The 22,853-nt window shown below is 67.6% G+C and carries 24 protein-coding genes and 1 pseudogene; 11 read left to right on the top strand and 14 right to left on the bottom strand.

The features are described from left to right. Positions 1-41: 41 nt before the first annotated feature. The 4 genes from ACIA76_RS31765 to ACIA76_RS31750 form a co-directional block, all read right to left on the bottom strand. The gene (locus ACIA76_RS31765) at positions 42-524 is read right to left on the bottom strand and encodes a YbjN domain-containing protein (RefSeq protein WP_397157230.1); all 483 of its coding nucleotides are present in this window, start codon (positions 522-524) and stop codon (positions 42-44) included. Positions 525-535: 11 nt separating this feature from the next. Next, positions 536-1,909, bottom strand: a complete 1,374-nt coding sequence (gene mshA / locus ACIA76_RS31760; RefSeq protein WP_397157208.1) for a D-inositol-3-phosphate glycosyltransferase — start codon at positions 1,907-1,909, stop codon at positions 536-538. A gap of 246 nt (positions 1,910-2,155) precedes the next feature. Then, positions 2,156-2,851 (bottom strand): carbon-nitrogen hydrolase family protein, encoded by a 696-nt coding sequence (locus tag ACIA76_RS31755; RefSeq protein WP_397157205.1) that lies wholly within the window; start codon positions 2,849-2,851, stop codon positions 2,156-2,158. A 13-nt stretch (positions 2,852-2,864) separates the two neighbouring features. Beyond that, a complete protein-coding gene (locus ACIA76_RS31750; protein WP_397157203.1) occupies positions 2,865-3,689 on the bottom strand; it encodes an alpha/beta fold hydrolase in 825 nt (274 codons plus the stop codon). A 41-nt stretch (positions 3,690-3,730) separates the two neighbouring features. Between ACIA76_RS31750 and ACIA76_RS31745 the strand changes: the two are divergent. Then, a pseudogene (locus ACIA76_RS31745) lies at positions 3,731-4,464 on the top strand (SDR family NAD(P)-dependent oxidoreductase). Between the two features lie 42 nt (positions 4,465-4,506). Here ACIA76_RS31745 and ACIA76_RS31740 read toward each other — a convergent pair. Further along, positions 4,507-5,709 carry an Ig-like domain-containing protein gene (locus ACIA76_RS31740; RefSeq protein ID WP_397157228.1) on the bottom strand — a complete coding sequence of 401 codons (1,203 nt, stop codon included), beginning with the start codon at positions 5,707-5,709 and terminating at the stop codon, positions 4,507-4,509. A 107-nt stretch (positions 5,710-5,816) separates the two neighbouring features. Further along, complete coding sequence (locus ACIA76_RS31735) at positions 5,817-6,905, bottom strand: UDP-N-acetylmuramate dehydrogenase (RefSeq protein WP_397157225.1); 1,089 nt, start codon at positions 6,903-6,905, stop codon at positions 5,817-5,819. A 44-nt stretch (positions 6,906-6,949) separates the two neighbouring features. On the opposite strand from ACIA76_RS31735, the gene ACIA76_RS31730 reads away from it, so the two are divergent. The 3 genes from ACIA76_RS31730 (at position 6,950) to ACIA76_RS31720 (ending at position 8,824) form a co-directional block, all read left to right on the top strand. Next, a complete protein-coding gene (locus ACIA76_RS31730; protein WP_397157201.1) occupies positions 6,950-7,435 on the top strand; it encodes a DUF2505 domain-containing protein in 486 nt (161 codons plus the stop codon). A 91-nt stretch (positions 7,436-7,526) separates the two neighbouring features. Further along, complete coding sequence (locus tag ACIA76_RS31725; protein WP_397157199.1) at positions 7,527-8,042, top strand: DUF2505 domain-containing protein; 516 nt, start codon at positions 7,527-7,529, stop codon at positions 8,040-8,042. Continuing rightward, positions 8,012-8,824 (top strand): class I SAM-dependent methyltransferase, encoded by an 813-nt coding sequence (locus ACIA76_RS31720; RefSeq protein ID WP_397157197.1) that lies wholly within the window; start codon positions 8,012-8,014, stop codon positions 8,822-8,824. The genes ACIA76_RS31725 and ACIA76_RS31720 overlap by 31 nt, the downstream gene beginning before the upstream one ends. 1 nt (position 8,825) lies before the next feature. Here the strand turns inward: ACIA76_RS31720 and ACIA76_RS31715 are convergent, their stop codons facing one another. Then, a complete protein-coding gene (locus tag ACIA76_RS31715; protein WP_397157195.1) occupies positions 8,826-9,434 on the bottom strand; it encodes a hypothetical protein in 609 nt (202 codons plus the stop codon). Between the two features lie 113 nt (positions 9,435-9,547). Here ACIA76_RS31715 and ACIA76_RS31710 point away from each other — a divergent pair, with 113 nt between their 5' ends. Further along, a complete protein-coding gene (locus ACIA76_RS31710) occupies positions 9,548-10,288 on the top strand; it encodes a DUF2993 domain-containing protein (protein ID WP_397157193.1) in 741 nt (246 codons plus the stop codon). Here ACIA76_RS31710 and deoC read toward each other — a convergent pair whose 3' ends face one another. Continuing rightward, entirely contained in the window at positions 10,289-10,975 is a 687-nt protein-coding gene (gene deoC, locus ACIA76_RS31705) for a deoxyribose-phosphate aldolase (RefSeq protein ID WP_397157191.1), read from the bottom strand. A 104-nt stretch (positions 10,976-11,079) separates the two neighbouring features. Here deoC and ACIA76_RS31700 point away from each other — a divergent pair, with 104 nt between their 5' ends. Both ACIA76_RS31700 and purU read left to right on the top strand, forming a co-directional pair. Continuing rightward, a complete protein-coding gene (locus ACIA76_RS31700) occupies positions 11,080-11,625 on the top strand; it encodes a GNAT family N-acetyltransferase (RefSeq protein WP_397157188.1) in 546 nt (181 codons plus the stop codon). Between the two features lie 46 nt (positions 11,626-11,671). Continuing rightward, positions 11,672-12,562, top strand: coding sequence for a formyltetrahydrofolate deformylase (gene purU / locus ACIA76_RS31695; RefSeq protein ID WP_397157186.1), 891 nt, complete (start codon positions 11,672-11,674; stop codon positions 12,560-12,562). 176 nt (positions 12,563-12,738) lie between these two features. Here the strand turns inward: purU and ACIA76_RS31690 are convergent, their stop codons facing one another. The 6 genes from ACIA76_RS31690 to ACIA76_RS31665 form a co-directional block, all read right to left on the bottom strand. After that, positions 12,739-13,764: an alpha/beta fold hydrolase gene (locus ACIA76_RS31690; protein WP_397157184.1), complete on the bottom strand. Its 1,026-nt coding sequence runs from the start codon at positions 13,762-13,764 to the stop codon at positions 12,739-12,741. A gap of 252 nt (positions 13,765-14,016) precedes the next feature. Continuing rightward, a complete protein-coding gene (locus tag ACIA76_RS31685) occupies positions 14,017-15,039 on the bottom strand; it encodes an alpha/beta fold hydrolase (protein WP_397157182.1) in 1,023 nt (340 codons plus the stop codon). 129 nt (positions 15,040-15,168) lie between these two features. Then, the gene (locus ACIA76_RS31680) at positions 15,169-15,465 is read right to left on the bottom strand and encodes a DUF2516 family protein (protein WP_397157180.1); all 297 of its coding nucleotides are present in this window, start codon (positions 15,463-15,465) and stop codon (positions 15,169-15,171) included. A gap of 167 nt (positions 15,466-15,632) precedes the next feature. Beyond that, the gene (locus ACIA76_RS31675) at positions 15,633-16,316 is read right to left on the bottom strand and encodes a heparin-binding hemagglutinin (RefSeq protein ID WP_397157178.1); all 684 of its coding nucleotides are present in this window, start codon (positions 16,314-16,316) and stop codon (positions 15,633-15,635) included. Next, positions 16,313-16,855 carry a helix-turn-helix domain-containing protein gene (locus ACIA76_RS31670; RefSeq protein ID WP_397157176.1) on the bottom strand — a complete coding sequence of 181 codons (543 nt, stop codon included), beginning with the start codon at positions 16,853-16,855 and terminating at the stop codon, positions 16,313-16,315. The genes ACIA76_RS31675 and ACIA76_RS31670 overlap by 4 nt, the downstream gene beginning before the upstream one ends. A 93-nt stretch (positions 16,856-16,948) precedes the next feature. Beyond that, positions 16,949-18,325 carry a DUF445 domain-containing protein gene (locus ACIA76_RS31665; RefSeq protein ID WP_397157174.1) on the bottom strand — a complete coding sequence of 459 codons (1,377 nt, stop codon included), beginning with the start codon at positions 18,323-18,325 and terminating at the stop codon, positions 16,949-16,951. Positions 18,326-18,557: 232 nt separating this feature from the next. On the opposite strand from ACIA76_RS31665, the gene ACIA76_RS31660 reads away from it, so the two are divergent. The 4 genes from ACIA76_RS31660 to ACIA76_RS31645 all read left to right on the top strand — a co-directional run bounded on the left by ACIA76_RS31660 (position 18,558) and on the right by ACIA76_RS31645 (position 22,795). Beyond that, positions 18,558-19,214: a TetR/AcrR family transcriptional regulator gene (locus tag ACIA76_RS31660; protein WP_397157172.1), complete on the top strand. Its 657-nt coding sequence runs from the start codon at positions 18,558-18,560 to the stop codon at positions 19,212-19,214. Between the two features lie 226 nt (positions 19,215-19,440). Beyond that, entirely contained in the window at positions 19,441-20,883 is a 1,443-nt protein-coding gene (locus ACIA76_RS31655) for an ABC1 kinase family protein (protein WP_397157170.1), read from the top strand. A 27-nt stretch (positions 20,884-20,910) separates the two neighbouring features. After that, complete coding sequence (locus ACIA76_RS31650; RefSeq protein WP_397157168.1) at positions 20,911-22,152, top strand: saccharopine dehydrogenase family protein; 1,242 nt, start codon at positions 20,911-20,913, stop codon at positions 22,150-22,152. Between the two features lie 10 nt (positions 22,153-22,162). Then, positions 22,163-22,795: a class I SAM-dependent methyltransferase gene (locus ACIA76_RS31645; protein WP_397157166.1), complete on the top strand. Its 633-nt coding sequence runs from the start codon at positions 22,163-22,165 to the stop codon at positions 22,793-22,795. Positions 22,796-22,853 lie beyond the last annotated feature (58 nt).

The following is a 22,853-nucleotide window of genomic DNA, read 5'->3' as shown; positions in this document are numbered from 1 at the left end:
ATCTCTCGACCAGAGTAGATGCGCCGGTACCTATGCTCCGGTCACTCCTCGACCAAATGCTCGAACGCGCGCAGATTCTTCAACGACTCCCCGCGCGAGACCCGCCACTTCCATTCGCGCCGAATCGATTCCGCGAAGCCCAGTTCGAGCAGCACATTGAAATCGGCGTCGACGGCCTCGAGGATCTGACCGAAGATGCGGTCGAGTTCGTCGGCGGTGACGGCGTGCGTGGCGACGCGGCCGATCAGGTAGATGTCCCCGACGCGGTCGAGGGTGTAGGCCACGCCGTAGAGGCGGCGGTTGCGGCGCAACAGGAACTTGTAGACGCCCTCGAAGTTCTCGTCGGGCTTGCGGCAGACGAAGCATTCGTAGCGCACGCCGTGGGTGCCGACGGTCAGCATGACGGTGGTCTTCAGCTTGCGCTCACCGGGCAGCACGATGATGAACGTGTCCTCGCCCTCGCGCGTGTATTCGACCTCCCGGTCGCGCAGGGTGTCCTCGATCAGTCGCGCGGTTTCGGGAATCGTTGGCTGGCTCACCGGCGCACCGCTCCTATCCGGCGCCGCCACAGCGCCCGCGACCTGGCTTGATTGCCCTCTGCGAGCACCGTACTCGCCAGTCGCGATCGCACACCTCGATGGCCCGCCAACGCCTCGGAATAACTGTCCAGCAAACCCTCGGCCGTATGTTCCCAGGAGAAGTTGGCGGCGTGGCCGCGTGCGGCGCGACCCATCCGATCCAGCCGCGCGGGATCGTCGAGCAGTAAGCGCAGGGCCGAGGACCATTCGCCGGTGCTGTGATCGGGCACCAGCAGGCCCGACACCCCGTCGCGCACCGCGGTGCCGAGGCCTCCGACATGGGCGGCCAATACGGGCGTCCCGCTGGCCTGCGCCTCGATGGCGACCAGCCCGAACGATTCGTTGTAGCTCGGCACGGCCACCAGATCGGCGGCCCGGTAGACCTGCACCAGCCGCTGCGGGGGCTGCGGCGGCAGGAATGTCACGCGATCGGCGATGCCGAGGTCGGCGGCCAATTCGATCAGCGCATCGGGCCGTTCCAGGCCGGTGCCGGACGGACCGCCCACGATCAGCACCCGCAGCGCCCGATCGGGCTCGGCGGCCAGCACCTGCGCGGCGGCCCGGACCAGGACGTCGGGGGCCTTGAGCGGCTGGATCCGGCCGACGAAGGCCACGATCTGTTCCCGCGGCGACAGGCCCAACGCCGCGCGGGCGGCCGCCTTGTCGCCCGGGTGATAGCGGACCAGATCCGCACCGGGCAGGACCACATCGATGTGATCGGGTTCCGCGCCGTACAGCTCGACCAGCTGCCGGGCCTCCTCGGCGGTATTGGCGACCAGGCGATCGGATTCGGCGATGATCTGCTTCTCACCGATCTCGCGGGCCGCCGGCTCGGGGACGTCGCCCTCGGCGAGATAGGCGTTCTTCACCGCGGCCAGGGTGTGCGCGGTGTGCACGAGCGGCACCCGCCACCGATCGCGGGCCAGCCAGCCGACCTGACCGGACAGCCAGTAGTGCGAGTGGATCAGGTCGTAATGACCGGGCTGATGCCGGGCCTCCTGCCGCAACACCTCGCCCGCGAACGGGCACAGCTGGGTGGGCAGATCATGTTTGTCGAGCCCCTCGAACGGTCCGGCCACCACATGCCGGACCAGTACACCGGGCGCGGCCTCGACGACCGGTTCGTCGTGGGATGAGGTGGCGCGGGTGAAGATCTCCACCTCGACGCCGCGTCGGGCCAGCTGGATGGCGGTCTGCAGCACGTAGACGTTCATGCCGCCCGCATCGCCGGTGCCCGGCTGCGCGAGTGGTGAGGTATGCACCGACAACACGGCGATCCGATTCGGCCGTAGGTCCGCGCGTTGACTCACCACACCAGTGTGCACGTACATCGGAACCCTCCGGCACGACCTCCGCCACCAAGTGATCGCCATCACAACACGATTGACCCCGCTGCGAAGGACCCGCCACGAGGGTCCGGTACGCATCCCTCGCGTGGCGATCGGGCAAATATCAAGCGACACAATCGTGTCCGGGGCCGGATCCCTCGAAACGCCGTCCGGCACAATACGTTCGGTGCGACAAACCGGCCGCGGAGTTCCGGGTTCGACGACGCGCGAACCTGATCCGGGATCGGATCAGTCCACGAAGGTGTGGCAGACGAGGTCGCCGGGTGCGGAACCAGCCTCGGCCAGCAGTTCGCCGGTGGCCGACCAGATGCCCGACCGGCCGGAGGTGCGGTCGAATCCGCCGCCGGTCGGGCCCGCGAAGGCCGCGGTCGCGACCCAGACACCATGGTCGGAGGCGACCCGGCGGGCCCGTTCACCGTGCAGTTCGGATTCGTGATCGGCGTCGTGCACGACGCCCGAGACATAGCCGTCCATTCCGAGTTCGGCGGTGCGCGCGGCATGCTCGGCGATCCCGGTGTCGCGGCAGTAGGCCAGGCCGAGCCGCCAGCCGTCCACCTCGATCACCGCGTGCTCACCGACCCGGAACAGGTCGGCCTCGGCGCCGTACAGGCACACCTTCCGATAGACCACCGACGCTCCCGTGCCGTCCACGCCGAGACATGCGATCCACGGCCCCGGCACCGGCGCACCGACCAGCGCCAGCGCCCCCGTCTGCGCACAGGCGTCGACGATCGGCCGCAACCGCGCATCGTCCGGCGCCACCACCTCGGCATCCAACTCGTATCCGGTCAGCGACAGCTCGGGGAACACCACCACCCGCGCCCGCGCCTCGCGCACGGCCCGCGCATGTTCGACCGCATTCGCCGCCACGTCATGGGACACACACTTCGGTTGCGCCACAGCTATCTTCAATTCCCCACGCACGAGCAGACCCTAACTAGTTCAGCCCGTCGATGAACTCGCCGACCTCGGCGACGAATCGGGCGGTGTCCTCCACGAACAGGCCGTGCTGGGCGCCGTCCCAATAGGATGTGCGGGCATCGGGAACCGCCTCGGCGATGTAGCGGCCGTTATCGATCGGGACGACCGGATCGGCCGTGCCGTGCAGCACGAAGACCGGAATATCCAGGGTGCGAAGGGTTTCGGTGTTGTCGGTGGTGCGATAGAACAGCGCCTTGCGGACCCGGGGCGGGGTCGACAGGCAGCCGCCGAACAGTCGCTGAGCGTCCGCGCCCTTATCGCGCGCGCGGCCGGTGTTGGCGCTGCCGAATGCCGAGAAGCCGCGCACGGCCTTGCCCGCATTCTCGTCGAAGACGTCGGGCATCGCCTTCTGCATCACCGAACCCGTCTGTGCCCCAGGCACATCGCGCCCGATCCCCGCCTGCGAACCGCAATACACCACGCCCGCCACCGCACCGGTGCCGTAGGCGGTCAGATAGTCGCTGAGCACGATGCCGCCGTAGGACCATCCCAGCAGCACCGCCCCGGTGTCGATGTCCTCGCCCGCCAGCACGGCCGCGATATCGGCGGCCCAGTTCTTCGGATCGTCGTATCCGGCCTCCGGGGCGCCCGAATAGCCGTGCCCGCGCAGATCGACGGCGATGACCCGGAACCGCCGGGCCAGTTCCCGCTCCGCCGCACCCCAGTTGAGCAGGTTGCCCGCCCATCCGTGCAGCAGCACCAGTGGGCGTCCGTCGGCCGGTCCGGTCACCCGATAGACAATGCTGGTTCCGTCCGCGCTGATCACTTCCCGAATCGCCATGTGGCCAGGCTAGTTGGCCCGCTCCCCCTTAAGCTCGGGCCATGAGCACTCCTACCGCCGTCGTCACCGGAGCCAGTTCGGGAATCGGGGAAGCCACCGCCCGTGAACTCGCCGAACAGGGCTATCACGTCTATGTGGGCGCCCGGCGGATGGACCGGCTCACCCGGCTGGCCGACGAGATCGGCGGGACGGCGCTGGCGCTGGATGTCACCGACGAGGATTCGGTGCGGGCGTTCGCCGACGCCGTCGAGCGGGTCGATGTGCTCGTCAACAATGCGGGCGGCGCGAAGGGTCTGGCCTCGGTCGCCGAATCGGACCTCGACGACTGGCGCTGGATGTGGGAGACGAATGTGCTCGGCACCCTGCGCATCACCAAGGCCCTGCTGCCGAAGCTGATCGACTCCGGCGACGGCCTGATCGTCACGATCACCTCGGTCGCCGCCTTCCACGCCTACGACAACGGCTCCGGCTACACCACCGCCAAACACGCCCAGGCCGTCCTGCACCGCACCCTGCGCGGCGAACTACTCGGCCGGCCGGTCCGCCTCACCGAAATCGCCCCCGGCGCAGTGGAAACCGAATTCTCCCTGGTCCGCTTCGACGGCGACGCCACCCGCGCCGCCAAGGTCTACGAAGGCACGATCCCCTGATGGCCCAGGACATCGCCGAAATCATCGGCTTCACCGCCAGCCGCCCCTCCCACGTCAACCTCGACACGATCATCGTCAAACCCCGCGACCAGGCCGACCCGGGCCGCTTCGCCCGACGGACGTAGATCCGGTCGAGTTCCCCGCGGACCGGCTCCAGGGCACCGGCGTCAGTTCCCCCCGCGGACCGGGCCCGGGGGCACCGGCGTCGCCGACACCACTGCGGACGGCTCGCCATGCAATGCCGACATCGTTTTCCAGGTGTCCCAGTCGATGGTCCAGTCGTAGATATCACCGTCGGCGGCGGACAGGGGGATGTTGGTGCCGGTGACCTCGACCGGGTCGCCGTACATCGCGGTGGGGAAGTACTTCTGGGCGTCGGCGGTGCTGAGGTTGATGCAGCCGTTGGTGACGTTCGAATTGCCCTGAGCGGCGGTGGATTCGGGGTTGGCGTGGATGAATTCGCCGTTGTTGGAGATGCGGACCGCCCAACGTTCGCGAACGTTGGTGTAGAAGGGCGGATTCGACATCATGAAGTCCTCGTACTTCTCGGTCACCACGTGGATGCCCGAGCGCGTCACGTTGCGCGGCTCGTTGCCCTCGCCGTAGCTGCACGCGAAGTCGAAGACCACATCGCCGTCGCGGACCACCTGTACGCGATGGCTCGGCGCGTTGCCCTTCACGATCTGCGCCCGGCCGATCTTGAATTCCGAGGTGAGATCGGAGTCGCCGTAGGCGCCGTCGCCCAGATCCAGCCCGTAGAGCTTGCCGCCGAAGGTGACCTCGGTGCCGGGGGCCCAGTAGTTCTGCGGCCGCCAATGTGCCCGAGAGCCGCCGTTGTCGTCGGGCAGCCAGGCCCAGCCGCCCTCGGTCGGCGGGTTGGTGGTGACCGTCAACGCCCGTTCGGCCGCGGCCTTGTTCGAGACGTGCCGCTTGAACTGCAGGATGATCGACGCCGCGATCCCGACCTGCTGGCCGTCGCCGACGTTGATCGTCGCGGGCACGGTCTGCTTCGGCGCGACCGTGGTGAGCTTGCCCTGGATCGGCACGGGCTTGTTATCGGTGCCGATCGCGGTGCCCGACCAGGTGTAGGTCACCCCGTAGCCGAGCGGTTCGGTGATCTTGAAGCTGCTCTTGTCCGGCGTCAGCTCGCCCTTGACCTGCTTACCGCTCGGATTGCTCAGCGCCACCTGGTCGATATGACCGGCCGCCACCGAAACCGATACCGGCGCAGTGGGATTGATATCGGAGCCGCCGCTGCCGGGCTCGAACGTCACCTTGGCGACCGGCGGTGGCTCCTTCGGCGCCGCCTTGCCGCCCCCGCTGCCGCTCGAACATCCGGCCACCAATGCGGCCGCCGCCAGCTGACCCATCCCGACCAGCACGGTACGTCGGCTAGCAATGTCTCGAATGCTCACTTCCTCGAATTTACCGCGAAGCCGCGGCAAACCCAGCCCCCAGTCCGGGCGGCCCGCTCGAACTAGAGGGTGACCCCGACCGTCACGGGCTCGGGTTCGAGCCGGATCCCGAACCGTTCGGCCACCCCGTCGCGCACCGTCCGAGCCAGTTCCACCAGATCCGCCGCGGTCGCCGAGCCCCGGTTGGTCAGGGCCAAGGTGTGTTTGGTGGACAGTCGGGCGGGCGCCTGCGGCCCCGGGAAGCCCTTCGCGAATCCGGCCCGTTCGATGAGCCAGCCCGCCGAGAACTTCACCCCGTCGGCCGCCGGATAGACCGGCACTGTGATATCTCCCACATGTTCGGCGATGGCCGCGCGCACCTCGGCCTCCCGGTCCGACGGCACCACCGGATTGGTGAAGAACGATCCCGCGCTCCAGGTGTCGTGATCGCCGGAATCGAGCACCATGCCCTTGCCCGCGCGCAGTCGCAGCACCGTCGCGCGCACCTCGGCGGCCGGGCGACTGCGCCCCTCCTCGGCCCCGAGTGCCTGATACAGCTCCCGATACCGCAGCGGCGCGCTCGAACCGTCCGACCGCAGCGCGAATTCCACGCCCAGCACGACCGGCCGATCGCTGTGCTTGAGCACCGAGGTCCGATAGCCGAATCCGAGCTCATCCGGTTCGACCCAGCGCTCCTCGCCGGACGCGCGATCGAGTAACCGCACCCGCCGCAGCAGCTGCGCCACCTCCACGCCGTAGGCCCCGACGTTCTGCACCGGCGTCGCGCCCGCCGAGCCCGGAATCCCGGACAGGCATTCCAGTCCGCCCAGCCCGGCCTCGACCGTCGCCGCGACGACCGCATCCCAGTTCGCGCCCGCATCGGCGACCACCCGATCGGCATCGATCCGCATATCGTCGGTCGCGATCCGCACGACCACACCGCCGAAACCGGCATCGGAGATCAGCAGATTCGATCCGCCCGCCAGCAGCAGCACCGGAATCCCCGCGGTATCCAGCGTGCGCACGGTCGCGACGAGGGCGTCGGTCGTCGCGCATTCGGCGACCGTCGCCGGGCCGCCGACCCGCAGCGTGGTCAGCTCGGCCAGGCGCACCGAATTGCGCACCCGCGCACCGGTTGCGGCGAGCAGCTCGCTCACCTCGTCGAATGGCACCACCTGAGATGTACGCACGACCACAGACGGTAGCGTGTTCGGTCATGGCGACACCCCTGGCGTATACGGCTCACTACTCGCATCCGGCCGCGGCCGTGCGTGCGGCGATCGCCGACGAGCAGTATTGGAAGGACCGCATCGCCGAGGTCGGCGGGCCGGGGGCGCGGATCGACGGATTCGAATCCTCAGGCGATCAGCTTCGGGTGCAGATGGTCCAGGCGATTCCGGAGGCGGAGCTGCCCAGCGCACTCACCTCCGTGCGCCCCGGCGATCTGATCATCCCGCGCACCGAGACCTACACCGGGAATTCGGGCCTGTTCGAGGCGCATGTCGAGGGTGCGCCCGCCAAGGTCCGCGGCACGGTCACCCTGACCGGCGACGACCGCTCGGCGACGATCGTGGTCGACGGTTCGGTCGAGGTCGCGGTCCCGCTGTTCGGCAAGAAGATCGAGGCCGTGGTGGCCGAGAAGCTCACCGAACTGCTCGCCAACGAGGCCGAGTTCACCGGCGCCTGGATCGCCGCGCACTGATCGCACCCGATTCGGGCGAAGCAGTAGCAACCCGACAGCGACGGAGCGGCGGGGCGAGTCCGGCCGGTCCGGCACGGTAACCTGACCGGCCATGGCCCGTCGACTGGACTACTCCGCGCGCTACCCGCTGCACACCATCAAAGAGGTGTACGCGGCCCTGTCGGACCGCGCCTACTGGGACGCCCGCATGACGGAAATGCGCAAGTACTCGCCCAATGACGTGGTCAGCCTCGACGGCGGCGACGGCGGCATCGAGGTCGTACTGCAGCACGTCCTGCCGCGCGATATGCTGCCCGACCTCGCGCAGGCGGTGATGCGCAAGGATATGGTCATCGCCCGCAAGGAGACCTTCGGCCCCTTCGGTCCGGAGGTCACCGGCGAATACAGCGCATCCATTCCGGCGGGCCCGGGCAGCCTCGTCGGCACCCTGCATCTGTTCCCCACCGAGACCGGCTGCACCCTGCGCACCTCCTCGACGGCCAAGGTGTTCATCCCGCTGCTGGGTCCCAAGCTCGAGCAGCTGCTGCTGATCAATCTGGTCGACCTGTTGCGCGCCGAGGCGGAGTTCACCGCACAGTGGTTGGACGAGCAGCACCCCCCGGCCTGAGCGGGCCCCGGATCAAACCGATCGGCGAGATCACCCGCGGCACCACGGGGATCAACCGGCTGCGCCGCAGCGATCGCCGACTCGTGCACGACGAGGTGGTGCGCGCAAGGCTGCGCGAAGCCGCCGACCCGTTGGTCGTCGATCTGGGTTACGGCGCGAGCCCGGTCACCACCCTGGAATTGGCCGCGCGACTGCGCGGCGTGCGCCCCGATATACGCGTGGTGGGCCTCGAGATCGATCCCGATCGGGTCGTACCGGGCCGCGACGGAGTCGTATTCGCCCGGGGCGGTTTCGAATTGGCGGGGCTGCGCCCGATTCTGGTGCGCGCCTTCAACGTTCTGCGCCAGTATCCGGAATCGGCCGTCCCCCAGGCCTGGTCGACGATCCTCTCGGGGCTGGCGCCCGGCGGACTGCTGGTCGACGGCACCTGCGACGAACTCGGCCGCCGCTGCGCCTGGGTCCTGCTCGACCGCTCCGGCCCGAGATCGCTCACGCTGGCCTGGGATCCGTTCACCGTCGAGCGCCCGTCCGATATCGCCGAACGCCTCCCGAAGGCCCTGATCCACCGCAACATTCCCGGCGAACGCATCCACACCCTGCTCACCGCCGCCGACCGCGCCTGGTCCCACGCCGCCCCGTTGGCGCCCTACGGCCCCCGCGTCCGCTGGCGCGAGGCGGCGAAGATGTTGCGCGAGCAGGGTTTTCCCGTGCGCGACTATCGCCGCCGGTTGCGCGATTGCGTGCTGTCGGTGCCGTGGGAGACGGTGGCGCCGGCGCGGTGATTCACACCCGGGCCAGTGCCTGGCGCACCCGCGCCGCGGTGCGCGGCGGCAATTCCGCTACGGCAGTGCGTATTTCGGCGCCCGCGCAGCGATGTATGGCGACCGCGTCGGCGACGACCTCATCCAAGGCCGCCTGCCCGATCCCGGTCTCGGCGAGATCCAGCACGGTCCGCACCGGCGTGGTCACCAGGAACGTCCCCGCCGACTCCACCTCGTCCTCGCGCAACACCCGCCGCAACACCACCAGTCGCGGCGCACTCGGCACCCGGCCCGATCCGGCCGACAGATGGACGAACCGCGGCCGCAGTCGCCCCATACCGTGCAGTTCGGCCGCGCTGTGATGGGAGATCGCCGCCTGCCCGTCGAACCAGGCCGACCACATGGCGTATTCGTCGAGCGGCCGCTCGGGCCAGTCGGCCATCCGGAGCAGGCCCACCCCCGCCCGGATCACGTCCCCGTCCTCGAGGGCCGTGCGGATCCGTGCCTCGCAGCCGGTGCGCAGCACCAGCCGGGTGGTGAAGTATCCGGCGTGCCGCCCCGCGAGCTGCCGCAATATCGACCAGCCCTGTTCCGGATTGCGGATACTGCTGGCGACGACTTCCCCGGACATGTGATTCAGGCTACGCCCGGACATGTGCGGTATGTCACAATTCGGCCGCCTTCGTCGAATCCCTTCACACGGCCCACAGAACCGGCTCAGAAAGCTCGGGAAGAATCGCTGCCATGAGTTCGACTACTTCCTTCGGCGCACCGGCAGGTGGCCCGCGCACCCGTAATGTGCGCCGGATCGTGCTGATCCTCGGACTCGTCGTCGTGCTGGCGCTGGTCGGCACGGCCGTGGCCGCGGAGACCTATTACCGTCGCCAGAGCTCCGACTGTATTGCCGCCCAGGTCGACAGGGATCTGGGCTCGAAGGTCTCGGTGCACTTCGGCCCGAAACCCCTGCTGCTCACCGCCCTCGACCATCAGGTCCAGTACGTCGAATTGGACAGCGACGACGCCAAATTCGGCCCGGCCGTGGGCATGAAGGTGCACGTCCGGCTCAACGACATCAAGCTGATCGACAGCGGCCGCGGCGGCGCCACCGTCGACAACTCCAGCGCCGACGCCACCTGGAGCAACGACGGCATCGCGAAAACGTTGAGCGGCTTGGTCTCCGGCGTCCAATCCGATCCGAGCAGCGGCACCCTGGATGTGAAGGTCCTGGGCGGCCTGGCCGATCTGCGGCTGCGGCCCCAGGTCGTCGGCGATCAGATTCAGGTCTCCACCGAATCGGCGCAGCTGCTCGGCCTCGGCCTGCCCACCGATCTGGTCGACGGCATCGTGCAACTGATGACGCAGAGCCTGCAGAGCTATCCGCTGGATCTGAAGCCGACCGCGATCAAGGTCACCGGCAACGGCATCGAGGTGAAGCTGACCGGTGGCGCGACCCGACTGCAGGGCGGCGGCAACGGCAGCTGCTGATCACTCCGGGAAGCCGTCCAGAATCGCGGCCGAACGCGACAACCCCAGCCGCGTCGCGCCGGCCGCGACGAGTTCGGCCGCGGCCTCGGCGGTCCGGATGCCACCGCTGGCCTTGATGCCCAACCGCCCGCCGACGGTCTCGGCCATCAGCCGCACGGCGTGCACGCTCGCACCGCCCGCGGGGTGAAATCCGGTGGAGGTCTTCACGAAATCGGCCCCGGCGCGCTCGGCGGCACGGCACGTCTCGACGATCGCCGCATCGGACAGCGCGGCCGATTCGATGATCACCTTGAGCAGCGCGCGATCACCGATCGCCTCGCGCACGGTGATGATGTCCGACAGCACCGCGTTGTAGTCCCCGGCCACCGCGGCCCCGATATCGATGACCATATCGACCTCGGCCGCGCCCTGCTCCACCGACAGCCGCGCCTCGGTGCCCTTCACCAGCGAATGATGTTTACCCGACGGGAAACCCGCGACGGTGGCGACGACCAGTCCCGGCGCGCGCACCGGCAGCATCGACGGCGACAGGCAGACCGCGTACACCCCGAGCCGACGCGCCTCCTCGATGGTCGCGGCCACCTGATCGCCGGTGGCCTCGGGCGCGAGCAGGGTGTGGTCGATCATCGCGGCCACCTCCCCACGGGTCAGCGCGCGGTTTCCGGATTCGCTGGTGGTATCGGCCATGGGGACAGAGTCTGGCACATATGCGTTGCGGGCGACCTCGGCCGTCCCGCACACTCGTAGGGGACGGCCCGTCCGGGCCACTCATTGGGGAGGAGAACGTCACGGTGCTGATCCGTCGGGAACGGGCCGGCGACATCCCCGCTATCGATGCGGTGCATCGCGTCGCCTTCGCCCGCGACTATCCGAACGGCGGTCCCGAGGGCGCGCCCCGGGCCGCCGTCGATCCGGCGGAGGTCGATCTGGTCCATCAGTTGCGCAGCGATGCGGGTTGGATTCCGACGCTGTCGCTGGTCGCTCAGGTCCACGATCGGGTGGTCGGCCATGTCTGCCTGACCCGGGCCAGTGTGGGCCCGTTCCCGGTGCTCGCGCTCGGACCGATCGGCGTGAGACCCGAACATCAAGGCGCGGGCGCGGGTTCGGCCCTCATGCACGCCGCCCTCGGCGCCGCCGATGCGCTCGACGAACCGCTGGTCGGCCTGCTCGGCAGCCTCGACTACTACCCCCGCTTCGGATTCGTTCCCGGCGCCCGCGTCGGCATCGTGCCCGACGAGCCCGACTGGGCCTCGCACTTCCAGATTCGCCGCCTCACCACCTATGAAACGGGCATCGTCGGCGAATTCCATTACGCCGAGCCGTTCTACGCGCTCTAGCGCCTCCCCGCGCATCAGGCCGCCGCGTGCCTGAAAAGATGGACCCATGAGCTCCACCCCCACACTCTCCGATGACCGTCGTTATGTGCTCACCCTCGGCTGCCTGGATCGTCCCGGCATCATCGCGGGCATCACGTCCTTCATCGCCGAATTCGGGGGATCGATCGTCGAGGCCGGATATCACTCGGACACCGAATCGGGATGGTTCTTCACCCGCCAGGCGATCCGGGCCTCGACCGTGCCCTACTCCCTCGACGAACTGCGCGCCCGATTCGCGGCGGTCGCCCATGAATTCGGCCCGCGGACCGAATGGCAGCTGCTCGATTCCGATGAGCGGCGACGCGCGGTACTGCTGGTGAGCCGCGATGGTCATTGCCTGCACGATCTCCTCGGCCGCGCCGCCGCCGGCGAGCTACCGGCCACCATCGAGGCGGTCATCGGCAACCATCCGGATCTGGCGGAGATCACCCAGGCGCACGGCGTGAAGTTCCATCACGTCGCGTTCCCGAAGGATCCCGCCGACCGCGGCCCCGCCTTCGAGCTCCTCCGCCGCCTCGTCGACGCCCACGACCCGCACGCGGTCGTACTGGCCCGCTTCATGCAGGTTCTCCCGCCCGAACTCTGCGAACACTGGGCAGGCCGGGCGATCAACATTCACCACAGCTTCCTACCGTCGTTCGTCGGCGCCCGCCCCTACCATCAGGCCTTCGCCCGAGGCGTCAAACTCATCGGCGCCACCTGCCACTACGTCACCCCGGAACTCGACGCGGGCCCGATCATCGAACAGGATGTCACCCGAATCGATCACGCCGACACCGTCCGCGACATGGTCCGCCAGGGCCGCGACATCGAACGCGTAGTCCTGGCCCGAGGCCTCCGCTGGCACCTGGAAGGGCGAGTATTGGTCCACGGCCGCAGAACGGTCGTATTCAACTAGTTACGCGTGGCGGCGGGCCAAGACCGGGCGCCCTTGACCGGCCTTGGCTGGCAACTCGGTCGCCCGCGCTGCCGCCCATCCCCCGCATTCGTCGGAGAAGTCCTGCGTACTTCCAGTGTCCGCTTCCGGGACGTGTCAACCGATACCGGTCGATCACGCCCTGGGCGAACATCCCGTCACGATGCGGCCACGCCGCCGACCCGCAGACCCGGCGCGCCCGCGCGGGCGGTACGGATCAACCGGTGCAGTTCGGCGTTGAACTCATCGGCAGCCTCGATATTCGGCAGATGTCCGGTGGGCAGCAGGGTGTAGCGGTCCAGGGAGCCGGTGGCGGCCAGCAGATCCGCGATCTCCCGGGAGTGGATCGGCGGCAGCAGCTTGTCGAATTCACCGGCGATCACGCTGGTCGGCACGGTGATATTGGCGGCGGCGTCGGCGAGGTCGAGCTTGGCCAGATCCCGCGCGACCGCGCCGCGCACCGCCGGATGGCAGGAGCGGACGATGGCCAGGCCGAAGGCCACGGCCTCGGCATCCGCGGCGGGGCCCATGATGCGGTTCTTGAACACCCCGCGCGCGGCGGCCGATCCGGGCAGCGGCACGGGCGCGCCGAACAACGCCTGAGCCAGCCATGTCGGTGCGGGCACCACCTCGTTCAGCAGCGGAACGACCTTGGCGCGCCCGGTGATTCGGCGCGCGGCGGTGGTCGCGAGCATGATGGCCGAGGCCCGCTGCGCGACCTGCTCCGGAAAGCGTTGCGCCCAGGCCTGAATCGTCATGCCGCCCATGCTGTGGCCGACCAGCACCGCGCGCTGTCCGGGACGCAGCACCGCGTCCAGGACCGCGGACAGATCCCCGGTCAGCTGATCGGCGCCGAAACGTCCGGCACCGAGGGTGGATTCGCCGTGGCCGCGCTGATCGTAGGCGACCACCCGATAGTCGCCGGCGAACTCGTTGATCTGCGGATTCCAGTACTCGATGCAGCACGACCAGCCGTGGATCAGCACGAGCACATCGCGATCGGCCGGGCCGTAGGCATGGACGCGCAGCCGGGCGCCGTCGGCGGTGGTGACGGGAACGATTTCGGGAGACGGCGCGGCGTTCAATGCGGCCGTCGCGTAGGTCCGCGACCGCAAACGCGCACTGTAGGCGGCATTCAAGGCGTCGGCGCCACGGGTCACCGTACCGGGCAAGTTCACCAGCATGAGCACTCCTTTGTGTCCTACCGCACACTAGCGCGCTAGCCGCGGTGCTTGCCAGTGCAAGCAGTGAAGCGCTCGAGAGGAACTTCCACTGCGTGCAGCCCGCATTGTCCGAATACCCACTCAGGCACAGCCCAATTCACGGAGTAGTCCGGCAATCATGGGGACTTTCTGTCATCCAGAACACATATCGGCGCGGGAACCATCCGCGCTACCGATACATCGGATAACGAAATGCCAACGATCCCAGGCGATCTAGGCGCTGACCTCATGCACGCGGGAGAAGGCCGCGACGAGTACCCGCGCGAGTTCGTCGTTGAACCGGTCATAGGCCTCGACATTGCCCAGATGTCCGGTCGGCAGAATCACCAGCTTCACGAAACTGCCTGCCTCCCTGAGCATTTCAACGATCCGCTCGGAATGCACCAGCGGCGTCAGATCATCGCGCGATCCGGCGATCACCGTGGTCGGCACGATCAGATTCGCCGCCGCACGGCCGAGATTCATCTCGGCGAGCAGGGCGCCGAACGTCGCCCGCACCCGCGCCGGGCACGAGCGCACGATGGCCATCCCGAAGTCGGCGATATCGCCGGTCGCGGCCAAACTCATGACCTGACGGCGAAACACCCACCGCATCGGGCGAATCGGCGGGAACCAGATGGGCGAGCCGAGCCCGAGGTGCCCGAGCCAATACGGCAATGACACCACGCCGCGATTGAATACCGGCACCACGGTCGTCTCCGCGATCAGGCTGTGCGGCGCGGAATTGGTCAGCAGCACCGCGGCCGCGCGCTGGGCGACCTGTTCGGGATAGCGACCAGCCCAGGCCTGAATCGACATGCCGCCCAGGCTGTGTCCGACCAGCACCGCGCGCTGACCGGGCCGCAGCACCGCCGCGAGCACCGCGGACAGATCATCGGCCAGCAGATCGGTGCTCACCCGGGCGTCGCCGAGTTCGGTCGCGCCGTGGCCGCGCTGGTCGTAGGCGATTACGCGATAGCGTCCGGCGAACTCGTTGATCTGCGGATTCCAGTATTCGAGGCAGCAGGTCCAGCCGTGCACCAGAACCACCACATCGCCGTCGGCGGGTCCGTAGGCGTGCACCCGCAGCCCGATCCCGTCGGCGGTGGTGACCGGGACGACCTCACAGGGTGCGGTCGGCGGACCGAATTCCGCGGTCGCGTATACCCGGGTGCGCAGGTGGACTCGATGCGCGAGCAGCAGGTCATGGACCCGGCGCGCGACACCCGCCAGCGGGTTGGGCAGCGTTGCCGACATCGAACACTCCTTTGTGTGTTACTCATAGCCACGGTAACTCACAGCGGGAGTGCTAGCTAGTGCTAGCTGGACAGAAATAAGACACCCGCCGTGCGCCAATGCGAACGACGGGTGACGGGAAAACGACCTCTACCAGCGCGGACCGCGTTGGATTTCGTCCACCTTCGGCCGCACATCGGCCAGATAGACGCCGGTGGCCACCACGGCGGCGATACCGATCAGCCCGACGGGCGTTCGGGCCAGGAACAGCAGTCCCAGCGCGACCACGAGGATGGTCACCCAGATCGGCTTGGTCAGTTTGTCGACGGCGGTGAAGGCATCGGCGCGCTGCCGAATCGCGTGGACCAGCGCGAAGATGGTCGCCCCCATGGCCGCGAGCCACAGCAGCCAGATGATTGCACTTGTCAGCTGATACACGCTTCCCATGATAGAAGCAACGCCCCCGCACTAAGAGCGTGTGCGGGGCCTTCAAAGGATCCGCAGTGTGCGGGGCCTTCAAAGGATCCGCAGCGTGCGGGGCCTGGAAAGGATCCGCGTGCGGGACCGAGGTCCGCGCTGCTCTGTCGTACGGGGGCGTTGGGCAGGGAAGCACCCTACTTCTTGGGAGCGGTGGTGCTGCTGGTGGCCTTCTTGGCCGGGGCCTTCTTGGCGGGCGCCTTCTTGACCGGAGCGGCGGCCGTCTTGGTCGCGGCCTCCGACTCCGACGCCGGCGTGGTCTCGTTGGTCACCGAGACGACCTCGGCCTCGACCGCGTCCTCGACCTCTTCGACCCCGTTGGCGGCCTTGCCCAGCAGGCCGCGGGCCTGACCGGTCACCTTGCCGAGGACATCCTCGAGGCGGCCCGCGACATCGGTGTAGGTGTTCTCCACCTTGCCGAACTGCTCGTCGAAGGCGGAGTTGATCTCGCGCAGCTTGCCGACCCGCTCCTCACCACGCACGGCGAGATCCGAGTAGAGCTCCAGCAGCTGGTGGTAGTACTGGTCGACGACCCGGCGGAGCTCCTCGGGGGTGAGCTTCTCGCGCAGCTCGGCGACGTCGTCCGGCAGTTCGGCGGGCAGGGTCGACAGGCGCTGACGCAGCGTCTCGAACTGATCCTGAACGTCGGCGGGCAGATTGGCGATGCGCTCGCGGGCCTCTTCGACCCGGCCGGTCACATCGGCGGTGGCGGCGCGCTCGCGGACCCGATCGACGAGTTCGGTGACGGCGTTGTAGAGGGCGTCACCGGCCCCGACGGTGGCGTAGAGCGGCTTGGTCACGGTGGCATTGGCTTCGGTCATGTTTCGTTCTCCTGGCGTGGAACTTCGATAGTCGTGCCATCAGTGGCATGGTGCGGAACATCGTTGTCCCTGGTCCCCTCGGGAACACTTCCCTCGGATTCCGTTATGTCCCCTACGATCTCGTTCCCCGCGTTTTCCCGGCGGAACGATTCGTAGATATCCAGCAGGACCTGCTTCTGCCGCTCGGTGATTCCCGTATCGGCCAGCAGGGCATCCCGGACCGGACTATGCGGCCGCTGCTCGAGATAACCGGCCCGCATGTACAAGACCTCCGAGGAGACCCGCAGACCCTTGGCAATCTGGGCGAGCACCTCGGCGGACGGGTTACGCAATCCGCGCTCGATCTGACTGAGATACGGATTGCTCACCCCCGCCAGTTGTGCGAGCTGTCGCAGCGAGACTTGCGCGGCTTCGCGCTGCGACCGGATGAAGCTTCCGATGTCGTGGGCCGCGTTGGCTACGCGGGCCACCCGGTCGGCCGCAGATGTTTCTGCGGTTTCCCCGGTGTTCGGATCGGAAACCTCGGGATCCTCTGTCATCACTCACCTTCCGGCGGTTGTACCGTCGATTCTAAAACGAGGTGCTAACTCTTGCAAGCACTCTGCTAGCACTGTTTCGGCTAACATTCGGCGCTACGCCGACCAGCCGGGAAACAGCACATGCGAAACGGCGTAGATCGCAAGTCCCGCCAGCGATCCCACCACCGTTCCGTTGATGCGGATGAATTGCAGATCACGCCCGGCCTGCAATTCGATCTTGGAACTTGCCTCGTCGGCATCCCACCGGGCAACCGTATCGCTGATCAGGGCCGCGATCTCGGAACCGTAGTTCGACACCAGATACCGAACGCCCCGTTCGGTCCAAGTGTCGATCCGCCCGCGCAGTTCGGGCTCGTCGACCAGTCGCTGACCGAGTTGTTGCACGTTCTCGGTGACCTTACGGCGTAACGTGCTGTCCGGATCGTCGGCCGATTCCAGAATCATCCGTTTGGCGGCCCGCCAGGTGGCCTGTGCCATTCCGGTGATCTCCTCGCGGCCCATGATCTCGGTCTTGATCCGCTCGGCCTTCTTGATCATGGCGTCGTCGTGCTGCAGATCGCGCGCGAAATCCTCGAGGAACCGGGTCGCCGCCAGCCGCACCTCGTGATCGGGCTGGGAACGCAGCTTCCAGGTGAATTCCACCAATTCCCGATAAATGCGCTCCGACAACAGCACGTTCACGAATTTCGGCGCCCACGACGGCGCGTCGCGCAGGACGATCCGATCGATGGTCTCCTGACTGCTCAGGGCCCACTGATGGGCGCGTTCCGCCAGCAGATCCAGCATCGGCGCGTGGCGATTCTCCGCCAGCAGTTCGGCGAGCACCCGCCCGATCGGCGGGCCCCACAGCGGTTCGGCAATGCGTTTGACGATGGTCTGATCGATGATCTGCTCGACATCCTCGTCGCGCAGCGCGCCGATCACCGCGCGCAACAGTGTCGAGGTCTCCTCCGAGACCCGCGCGGCATGCGCCGGCTGTGCCATCCAGCGCCCGAGCCGCAGCGATATCTGCGCCGAATTCACCTTGGCCACAACGGTATCCGGCGACAGGAAGTTCGTGCGCACGAAATCGCCGAGGCTGGCGCCGAGCTGATCCTTCTTCTTGCGGATGATCGCGGTATGCGGAATGGGCAGGCCCAGCGGATGCCGGAACAGCGCGGTCACCGCGAACCAATCGGCGAGCGCGCCGACCATTCCCGCCTCCGACGCCGCCCGCACATAGCCGACCCAGTTCCCGCCGACACCGCGCGAACCGATCCAGCAACACAGCAGATAGATCACCGTGGCCGCGACCAGAAAGCCCGTCGCGACCATCTTCATCCGGCGCAGATCGCGCCGCTTACCGGCCTCGTCCATCAGATCGGCGAACGATGTAGGGGTTCGGCCTGTGGTCTTTCCCACTTCGCCGCGCGATTCGACGACCGCGCGCGATTCGGACACAGCGGGCACGCTGCCGGGAGATTGCTCCATATTCCCATTCTGCTGGGTCGATCGACCAACCTCTCGCCACGCACTTCCGCCACGCCCGAACCTCGCATACATTTCGCCGGGACCCGGCCAACCCCGCCGCGGAGGACTTAAGCTGGATGCGCCCCCCGATAAATCCCCGAACGAGGAGTCCATCCTGTCCACCGAAGACCTCGTCGAAGTCGGCGACCGAGCCGCGCGCTCCGGCGCGAGCGCTCCGGCGCGTCCGGGCCGAGTGGATGGGCGCAAGCGACGCTGGCATCAGCACAAGATCGATCGGCGGGAAGAACTGGTCGACGGCACCCTGGCCGCCATCCGCAAACGCGGCGGCGATGTGGGCATGGACGAGATCGCGGCCGAGATCGGTGTGTCGAAAACCGTTCTGTACCGGTATTTCTCGGATAAGGGCGATCTGACCCGCGCGACGATGGAACGTTTCGTGGAGACCACCCTGATGCCGCGCATCTACGAGGCGATCAGCGACGACCTCGACGAATACCGGCTGGTGCGCAACACACTGGCCGCCTACGTCCACACGGTCGACGCCGATACCGATGTCTACCGCTTCATCATGGGCAACGGCTCCACCACCGACAAGTCCACCCTCGCCGACTTCGAGCGCCTGTTCGCCGATGTGGTGGCCGCGGTGTTGCGCGACAAGGCCTTCGACCGCGGTGTCGAGACCGAGGGCGTCATGCTCTACGCCTACGTCCTCGTGGGCGGCGTGCAGCTGGCCACCGACTGGTGGATCACCAACCGCGCCATGACGGCCGACAAGATGCTCGACCACATGACGATGATGGCGTGGAGCGCGATCGAGGGCATGGTCCGCGCGAAGGGTTCACCGGAGGCGTTCAACGCCCAGCCGCATCAGCTACCCACCGAGGATTGATCCCGGCGAAGAGCGTGCCGGGACCATTGTGAGGAAGAGCGTGTCGGGACCGTTGTGGAGCGGAAAATACAGCCGGTCGTATTCCTCGATGCAACAATCCGCGTCGCGATAATCCGTGGCGCGACACCACGCCTCACCCCTTGACCCGGGCTCCCATGATCGGCCAGCCTGTTAGCAGGCGGCAAACGCTGGTCGAGGAACACGCAGAGAGGCGGAGTAGCTCTCCATGGCGAAGGAATTGCCGACGTCCCGGCTTGCTCGTGGGACGAAGCTGGGCGTGGCGGTCGCCGGCAATGTCATCCGCGCTCAGCGAACTCGGCGCTCCATGCGCGGGCGCTCGGAGGCGGTGCGAGCCCGGATGGCCGAGGAGTCCATGATCCGGGCGACCGAACAGATGGTCATGGTGCTGGGCACCATGAAGGGCGTCGCCATGAAGCTCGGTCAGATGCTGTCGGTACTGGATCTGGATCTGGTCCCCGCCGAACATCGCGAACGCTTCCAGCGCCGCCTGGCCGTCCTGCGCGACAGCGCGCCGAAGGTCTCCTTCGAGACCATGATCGCGGTGATCGAAGAAGATTTCGGCCGCCCGATCTCCGAACTGTTCGCCGAATTCGAGCCCGAGCCGATCGCGGCCGCCTCGATCGGCCAGGTGTATCGCGCCCGCCTGCACGACGGCCGCCGGGTCGCGGTGAAGGTGCAGTATCCGGGTATCGATGTCGCGGTGCGCGCGGATCTGAAGAATCTGGCCATGTTCCGGCGCGTGCTGCAGTCGGCCATGCCGTGGGTGACCCCGGCGGTGCTCGACGAGCTGCGGCTGAATCTGGAGAGCGAACTGGATTACGTCGCCGAGGCCAACACCCAGTGGGAGATCGCCGAGCTCTACACCGGCCACCCGTTCATCGTCGTGCCGAGGACGATGCCGGAGCTGTCGAGTACCCGGGTGCTGGTGAGCGAATACTTCCCCGGCCGCGGCTTCGAGGAGATCCGCACACTGCCCGCGGCGGAGCGCAACCGCATCGGCGAGATCATCTACCGCTTCTACGTCGGATCGCTGTTCACCTTCAACGAGTTCTGCGGCGATCCGCATCCGGGCAATCTGCTGCTCGGCGAGGACGGCAAGGTGGCGTTCCTGGACTTCGGCCTCTACAACCGGATGGATCCCAAGCATGTGCAGGCCGAGTTGGCCGGGGTCCGGTTCGCCGCCGAGGATCGCGCGGAGGAGTTGTGGCAGTTGCTGATCGATCGGGGCGTGATCGACGAGCCCGATGCGGTCACGCCCGAGGAGGCCCTGGAATACGTGCTGGCCGCGTGTGAGTGGGTGCTGCTCGACGAGGAACTGACCATCACCCCCGAATTGGCCAGCGGCGCCTTCATTCTCGCCGTCGATCCGCGGGCCGCCGAATACGCCGGGATGAAGCAGCAGAATCTGCCGCCGGAGCATCTGTTCTCCCGACGCGCCGACTTCCTCACCTTCGGTGTCCTGGGCCAGCTGGAGGCGACCGCGAATTGGCATCGCATCGCCCGCGAATGGCTCTACGGCGATCCGCCGGTCACCGAATTGGGCATACTCCATCACGCCTGGCTGGCGCAACGCCCGCAGCCGAAGAAGAATCCCACCCGAACCACCACGCACCGCAAGTCCGGCACCGCCAAGCGGAGCAAGGCGTGATCATCCGTCAGGAGACGTGAAAGACCCATGACAGACAGGGAATTCGACCTCGTGCTGTTCGGCGCGACCGGCTTCGTCGGCAAGCTCACCGCCGACTATCTGGCCGAGACCGCGCCGTCGGGCGCACGCATCGCGCTGGCCGGCCGCTCCCCCGACAAGCTCACCGCCGTGCGCGACGAACTGGGACCGGTGGCCGCGAATTGGCCGCTGCTGGTGGCGGATTCGTCGGATCAGTCGGCCCTCGACGCGCTCGCGGCCCGGACCAAGGTCGTCGTCACCACGGTCGGCCCGTATCTGCGGTACGGCATGGCGCTGGTGCAGGCGTGTGCGCGGGCCGGGACCCATTACGCCGATCTGACCGGTGAGCCGCTGTTCATCCGCGAATGCATCGACCGCTACGGCGAACAGGCCGCGGCCACCGGCGCCAAGATCGTGAATTCCTGTGGCTACGACTCGATTCCGTCGGATCTGAGCGTCTATCAGCTGTACCGCCGCTCGGTGGACGACAACACCGGCGAGCTCACCGACACCACCCTGGTGGCCTGGCTCAAGGGCGGCGCCAGCGGCGGCACCATCGACTCCGGGCGCGCCATGATGGAGGCCATCGCCGCCGATCCGGCCAAGGGTTCGGTGCTGTCGCATCCGTATTCGCTGAGCCCCGACCGCTCGATGGAACCCGATGTCGGCCGCCAGTCCGATCAGGCGCTGTCGCGGGCCTCGGCCATCGATCCGAGCCTGGGCGGCTGGGTGACGACATTCATCATGGCCCAGCACAACACCAAGATCGTGCGGCGCAGTAACGGGCTGCTGGGCTGGGTGTACGGCAAGAACTTCCGTTATCGCGAGGTCATGGGCACCGGCTCGTCCCCGGCGGCGCCGCTGGTCGCGGCGGGCTTCGCGGGCGGTATCGCGGCGACCATGGTGACCGGCGCGGTGTTGTCGCGCGTCGCGGCCGGCCGGCGGCTGCTCGATCGCATCCTGCCCAAGCCCGGCACCGGTCCGGACGAGAAGTCCCGGCGCAGCGGCTGGTTCACGATGAAGACCTTCGCCCGGACCACCTCCGGCACGAAGTACGTGTGCACCTTCGCGGGTAAGGGCGATCCCGGCTATCAGGCGACCTCGGTCATGCTGGGCGAGGCGGGACTGAGCCTGGCCTTCGACGAATTGCCCGAGCTGGCCGGAATTCTGACACCCGCCTCGGCCATGGGCGATGCGCTCACCGAGCGACTGCGCGCGACGGGGATGACCGTCAAGGTCGAGCGAGTCTGAGGAAATCCGCGTGAATCTCGCCCGGCGCACCATGAACAGCTCCGCCTTCGCCGTCGTCTACGAGCGGGCCTGGCGCCCGGCGGCATTCTTCGTGGCAACCGGGCGCACCATGCAGGCCGATCGCCGCGACGCCGCCCGCACCCTGCGTCTGGGTGCGGGCAGCAAGGTTCTCGATGTCGCCTGCGGCCCAGGCAATATCACCCACTATCTGAGTGAACAGCTCTCCGGCGACGGCTATGCGGTCGGTCTCGACTTCTCGACACCCATGCTGCGCCAGGCCCTCGCCGACAACTCCGGCCCCCGGGTCGGCTACCTGCGCGGCGACGCCCGGCAATTGCCGTTCCCGGACGGGAGTTTCGACGCCGTCTGCTGCTTCGGCGCGCTGTATCTGATTCCGGATCCGCTCGAGGCGGTCCGGGAGATGATCCGGGTCCTGGCTCCGGGCGGGCGCATCGCGCTGAGCGCCAGCCAGCGCACCGACACCTGGTTCGGCTTCGTCAGCAGCATGGTAGGCGGCGCGGGCGGACTGCGCGTATTCGGTGTCGATACGTTCCCGGAGTTGTTCGCGCGATCCGGTCTGGTGGATATCGATCAGGAGATCCACGGCCTGCTGCAGTACGTGAGTGCCTCTCGGCCCCAATAGATCTCGACCGATTCGATCATTCGCAGATCTGTAACGAGTTACAGTAATCGCGGATGCT

The sequence above is a fragment of the Nocardia sp. NPDC051570 genome, from assembly GCF_044454005.1.
Taxonomy (GTDB): Bacteria; Actinomycetota; Actinomycetes; order Mycobacteriales; family Mycobacteriaceae; genus Nocardia.
The sequence above is the reverse complement of the archived record's forward strand: the minus strand, read 5'-3'. Positions and strand labels throughout refer to the sequence as shown.

What these genes read in the sequence shown, in the direction of transcription:
- mshA (WP_397157208.1), bottom strand. Translation starts at nt 1,909, where the DNA reads ATGTACGTGCACACTGGTGTGGTGAGTCAACGCGCGGACCTACGGCCG.
- ACIA76_RS31750 (WP_397157203.1), bottom strand. Translation starts at nt 3,689, where the DNA reads ATGGCGATTCGGGAAGTGATCAGCGCGGACGGAACCAGCATTGTCTAT.
- ACIA76_RS31740 (WP_397157228.1), bottom strand. Translation starts at nt 5,709, where the DNA reads ATGGGTCAGCTGGCGGCGGCCGCATTGGTGGCCGGATGTTCGAGCGGC.
- ACIA76_RS31730 (WP_397157201.1), top strand. Translation starts at nt 6,950, where the DNA reads ATGGCGACACCCCTGGCGTATACGGCTCACTACTCGCATCCGGCCGCG.
- ACIA76_RS31725 (WP_397157199.1), top strand. Translation starts at nt 7,527, where the DNA reads ATGGCCCGTCGACTGGACTACTCCGCGCGCTACCCGCTGCACACCATC.
- ACIA76_RS31715 (WP_397157195.1), bottom strand. Translation starts at nt 9,434, where the DNA reads ATGTCCGGGGAAGTCGTCGCCAGCAGTATCCGCAATCCGGAACAGGGC.
- ACIA76_RS31710 (WP_397157193.1), top strand. Translation starts at nt 9,548, where the DNA reads ATGAGTTCGACTACTTCCTTCGGCGCACCGGCAGGTGGCCCGCGCACC.
- deoC (WP_397157191.1), bottom strand. Translation starts at nt 10,975, where the DNA reads ATGGCCGATACCACCAGCGAATCCGGAAACCGCGCGCTGACCCGTGGG.
- purU (WP_397157186.1), top strand. Translation starts at nt 11,672, where the DNA reads ATGAGCTCCACCCCCACACTCTCCGATGACCGTCGTTATGTGCTCACC.
- ACIA76_RS31690 (WP_397157184.1), bottom strand. Translation starts at nt 13,764, where the DNA reads ATGCTGGTGAACTTGCCCGGTACGGTGACCCGTGGCGCCGACGCCTTG.
- ACIA76_RS31685 (WP_397157182.1), bottom strand. Translation starts at nt 15,039, where the DNA reads ATGTCGGCAACGCTGCCCAACCCGCTGGCGGGTGTCGCGCGCCGGGTC.
- ACIA76_RS31680 (WP_397157180.1), bottom strand. Translation starts at nt 15,465, where the DNA reads ATGGGAAGCGTGTATCAGCTGACAAGTGCAATCATCTGGCTGCTGTGG.
- ACIA76_RS31675 (WP_397157178.1), bottom strand. Translation starts at nt 16,316, where the DNA reads ATGACCGAAGCCAATGCCACCGTGACCAAGCCGCTCTACGCCACCGTC.
- ACIA76_RS31670 (WP_397157176.1), bottom strand. Translation starts at nt 16,855, where the DNA reads ATGACAGAGGATCCCGAGGTTTCCGATCCGAACACCGGGGAAACCGCA.
- ACIA76_RS31665 (WP_397157174.1), bottom strand. Translation starts at nt 18,325, where the DNA reads ATGGAGCAATCTCCCGGCAGCGTGCCCGCTGTGTCCGAATCGCGCGCG.
- ACIA76_RS31655 (WP_397157170.1), top strand. Translation starts at nt 19,441, where the DNA reads ATGGCGAAGGAATTGCCGACGTCCCGGCTTGCTCGTGGGACGAAGCTG.
- ACIA76_RS31650 (WP_397157168.1), top strand. Translation starts at nt 20,911, where the DNA reads ATGACAGACAGGGAATTCGACCTCGTGCTGTTCGGCGCGACCGGCTTC.